Source organism: Acidithrix ferrooxidans, from assembly GCF_000949295.1.
Classification (GTDB): domain Bacteria; phylum Actinomycetota; class Acidimicrobiia; order Acidimicrobiales; family Acidimicrobiaceae; genus Acidithrix; species Acidithrix ferrooxidans.
In genome coordinates this window covers 1-4,224 of sequence record NZ_JXYS01000056.1, presented here as the reverse complement: position 1 = coordinate 4,224, position 4,224 = coordinate 1, and the positions used below count along the sequence as shown (strand labels likewise).

The following is a 4,224-nucleotide window of genomic DNA, read 5'->3' as shown; positions in this document are numbered from 1 at the left end:
GGCTCGGAGATGTGTATAAGAGNNANGTTGACGAAGTAAGTACAGCAAATCGGCGAGTATTTTCTAAAATCAAAACATGGTGCGAATCGCTAGAAATGCCAAGAGTCGGGTATTAGAGGCCCTTGGCGATACCAGAGTTGTTGTTATACAGGGCGCCAGGAAGGTGGGGAGACGATACTCATTAGAGAGATTGTCGATTCTAAGGACGGACGGTTAGTTTCATTTGACGATCCAGTTGCGGCGAACGGCGCCCGTGAGGATCCAGTCGGGTTCCTCAACTCCGACCCAGGTCGTCTTTTGGCTATTGATGAAGTACAACGTGTCCCTGAATTAGTTTTAGCGCTAAAGTTCGTAGTCGATGGCGATAATCGTCTGGGTAGGTTTCTTTTGACTGGATCGGCCAATCTCCTCAAATTACCCACTATTGAAGATAGTCTTGCTGGTTGGGCTGAGATTATCGAGTTGTTCGGCCTAAGTCAGGGTGAGCTCATAGGGCATAGGGAGAAGTTCATCGATCGGGCTTTGTCCGGTGAAAGATTCATAAACCATACAAGTGATCTGAGCCGAAGTGACTATCTCGAACTAGCTGTTGCGGGGGACATCCCGAGGTCTTGAATCGTGCTCCGGGAAGGCGTCGTGACCTTTGGTTTTATAACTATGCTAATGCCATACTTCGCAGGGAGGCTGAGGATATCTCGAACCTTCAACGTATCACGGAGCTGCCAGTGATCCCGAGAATGTTGACTGCAAGAAGTAGCGGAGAGTTGAACGTTGCCGACTTGGCTCGCGACACCAACATTCCTCAACGTACCCTGACTCCTTATCTAGAGTTGCTACAGACCTTATATCTGACGCAGAACATACCGGCGTGGACAACCAACCTTTCAAAGCGCGTTGTATCTCGTCCAAAGGTTTCACTTCTCGATGCAGGCTTGGCTGCGCGACTTATGAATGTTTCATCTAAGGGTGCCTCTTTAGATGCCAATCCGAATCTAGCCGGCGGCTTGCTTGAGACCTTTGTCGCCGGTGAAATCAGACGTCAATCGACTTGGAGCAATGAGACGGCTAGGTTGACACACTTCCGAGACCAATACGTCGGTGAGGTCGATCTTGTACTAGAGACATCTGACGGACGGGTGGTAGGAGTAGAAGTTAAGTCCAATTCAAACCCAACGGTCAAGGATGCAAAGGGCCTTAGCTTCCTGCGTGAAAAACTCGGAAGTAGGTTTGTTGCAGGTTTCATCCTTCACACAGGCTCTAATTCAGCTTTTTTTGGTGATCGCGTTGCCGCGGTGCCAATGGACATACTTTGGAGGGCGTGAAAATTGAAAGTTATTTAGTATCTAGGGGTCGCGGATTAGCTGTTCTATAGTCCTTAAGACACGTCTAGTAAATGCAGCCGTTATCCAAAACCCCTCGGTTTACTGACGATTTGCCCTTTGCGTCCAAATCTACAATCGAAGGCAATTCTTTACATACTTATCAAGTTTCGTAAGTTTCGCCTCCACCGAGACCAGATTGGAGCTAATCCTTAGTAGAACAGATGTTCCATAAAGCTGTCTTGGTGGATCTCTCAGGCTTTATGGTACGCTTCGCTTCAGAGGAAGCATGTGAAGATCATTTGATCAAATTGCTTATGCTATGACGGATTTAGATGTCCAAAGTGTGACTCTGACCAATTTACTTTAGTAAGGCCAAATCATTTCAAGAAATGCAGCATCTCGAGCTCCACTTTTTCAATGTAAATCTTGTCGACGTCAAACTAGCGTTACCTCCGGGACTATCTTTCATCGAAGTCATATCTCTTTATCCAAGTGGTTCTCCGCTATCTATCTATTGTCCAACGACAAGCGTGGTCTTTCGGCTACTACCCCCTAGCCATTAGAGCCCTTGCTAAATTCGTTGAAGTATCTTATTCGACTGGCTGGTTGATGCTAAATAAGCTACCTAAGGCAATGGCTGAGCGTAATAGCTGAGCGTAATGGCTGACCGAGATGGTTTATACAAACTTGGAGAAAACGCCTGAGTAGATGAGTTCTTTTTAGATGGTGAGAGCCATGGCGAAGGCAGAAGAGGAAAGGGAACAAAACAAACCAATGTCCTAATTGGAGTGTCGATTAGCAATGGTGCTCCTACTCATTGCTTCATGGAAGTAATCAAAGATACCACTGCTAAATCACCCAAAGATGTTTTTGTGAGACGTTGAGATTCTAATACCAAGCTGATAAGTAATGGTAACCCAAGTTACGGGGTATGTGCTGAAAGACCTTGGACTAGCGCACTGGTTCACTCTATCCAAAGACGAACAAGCACATGTAACATTCAAATGGCTCAACATCCTGATAGGGAACTGCAAGAAATTTATCGACGGAACATACCACGGAGATGAGGAACATAAGCAACTTATGTCTCGAGGAATTCGCATACCGATTCAACGCAAGGCACTTTGAAATGTCCTCGGTAGAGCGACTTCTCAATACATGTGTGTTTGCGTCTCCACATCCGCTACTCCGCGAATCTGACTCCAAAATGGCTCTTGCTTACGAAACTTGATAAGTATGATTCTTTACTTCTTATTTCATCCAGCTACTGCACTTCGATATCGATTTGATCAGCTGCTCAGATGTGGGTACCCTGATAGTAAACGATTGAAAACACGTTTTCAACTGGGTCATAACGACGCAGCCTAATCAGCGCTTTAGAGAGCAGTGTAGCTGGGTGGCAAAGCCCTTCAGTGGCGAAGTGGTAAGGCATTTGCAGCTTCGACGGTATGAGCGCTGCCAACTTTTGAATTGATATTTGGGCTCTAATCAACCCTTAATTAATTGAAAGGTTTTACCGATGACTTATAACGTAAATATTAACTCGGAGTCTTTTTTGTAATTTGTCTTTTGCTACCAGATACTCTGGAGCGACATCTGCAAATTGTGACAGTAGTTCATCCGATCGAATGATTGGAGCAATTGGCCTTGAAACAGCTATCGCTTCGTCGCGCCGATTGTTGCGCGCTTTGTGGAGTTCAGCTCGCTGTTGGCGATAGAGCTTGGTGGGATGTGGAGGCGCGCAAGGTGTTGTGCGTGAGATGCTTCGAGGGTGGGATTGCGAGCCCTCCCGTCGAGAAGCTTTATGAGAGCAGTGGCATTTCTATCGCACCAGCACTACCTTTTATCGAAACTGGTGTGGCCGGGAAGTCTGCAATGGAAGAGTACCAAAGGCGTCACGAAAGACGCGAAGCTCAAATTGAGGCGAAATTTGGGATGTTTGCTGGAATCGTTAAGTTCTTGAGCGATGACCCCCAGTCCACGATCGCTTGGAAAAAGGGTTCGATAGGTGAGCAAAAATTAGCGTCTGTCTTGGTTGAAAACCTTGGAGATAGGGTCATCCTACTAAATGACCGCAAGGTTCCAAAGAGTCGGGCCAATATCGACCATATCGCGATTGCACCGTCTGGAGTGTGGGTCATCGATGCAAAAAACTATTCGGGTTTGGTCCAACAACGTGACGTAGGAGGATTTTTTAGTACCGATATTCACCTATTCGTTGATGGCCGGGATAAGACCAAGCTTGCAGATGGTCTTGAATGGCAGTTGAAAGCGGTCAGGTCTGCGCTTGACTCTGATGAAATAGCTGTAAATGGGGCTCTTTGCTTTACGGACGCTGAATGGGGATGGTTCGCCAAGCCTTTTTCAGTCGGGGGCGCCTTCGTGTCTGGACCGAATGCGTTGTCTCGGAAGATGGCCGAAATTGAAGCGCTCTCGAAAGATAGGATCTGGCAAATAGCTGAACGGCTAGCGAAAGCATTGCCGCCAAAGTAGATGAGTAGATTTACCTCTAAAGTTTGCTCGACTCATTGAAGACACCGGCACTGACGACAATAACAGTAATGGTGCCACCAGCAAGAATACCGGCAACAATATCAGCGACAGCACCGGCACTGACGACTATAACAGTAATGGTGCCACCGGCAAGAATGCCGGCGACAATAGAAGTGACAGCAGTAACGGCGATACCACCGACATTGGCAACGGCAGCAGCAGCAACGGCAGCAGCAACGGCAAGATCGCCAATTTCACCAGGAGCGACAGCAGCAACGACACCAAAATCATCAAGAGCGACAGTAGCACCGACACTGACGAATATATCCGTAATGGTGCCACCGGCAACAATATCAGCGACAGCACCGACACTGATACTAACGCCACCTCCATCTCCTCCTCTTCCACC

General features: G+C 47.3%; 3 protein-coding genes and 2 pseudogenes. 4 read left to right on the top strand and 1 reads right to left on the bottom strand.

What is annotated here, in order from left to right; genetic code table 11:
* Positions 1-111: 111 nt before the first annotated feature.
* The 4 genes and pseudogenes from AXFE_RS20435 (at position 112) to AXFE_RS08865 (ending at position 3,815) form a co-directional block, all read left to right on the top strand.
* Positions 112-615 carry an AAA family ATPase gene (locus tag AXFE_RS20435; RefSeq protein WP_082058434.1) on the top strand — a complete coding sequence of 168 codons (504 nt, stop codon included), beginning with the start codon at positions 112-114 and terminating at the stop codon, positions 613-615.
* Positions 612-1,322: an ATP-binding protein gene (locus tag AXFE_RS20430; RefSeq protein ID WP_200891241.1), complete on the top strand. Its 711-nt coding sequence runs from the start codon at positions 612-614 to the stop codon at positions 1,320-1,322. Before AXFE_RS20435 ends, AXFE_RS20430 begins: the two co-directional genes overlap by 4 nt.
* 242 nt (positions 1,323-1,564) lie before the next feature.
* Positions 1,565-2,553, top strand: a pseudogene (locus tag AXFE_RS19305) (IS1595 family transposase).
* Between the two features lie 410 nt (positions 2,554-2,963).
* Positions 2,964-3,815, top strand: coding sequence for a nuclease-related domain-containing protein (locus AXFE_RS08865; protein WP_052605516.1), 852 nt, complete (start codon positions 2,964-2,966; stop codon positions 3,813-3,815).
* A gap of 16 nt (positions 3,816-3,831) precedes the next feature.
* On the opposite strand, the pseudogene AXFE_RS19975 reads toward AXFE_RS08865, so the two are convergent.
* Positions 3,832-4,224 (bottom strand): annotated as a pseudogene (locus AXFE_RS19975) (hypothetical protein); the annotation flags it as partial.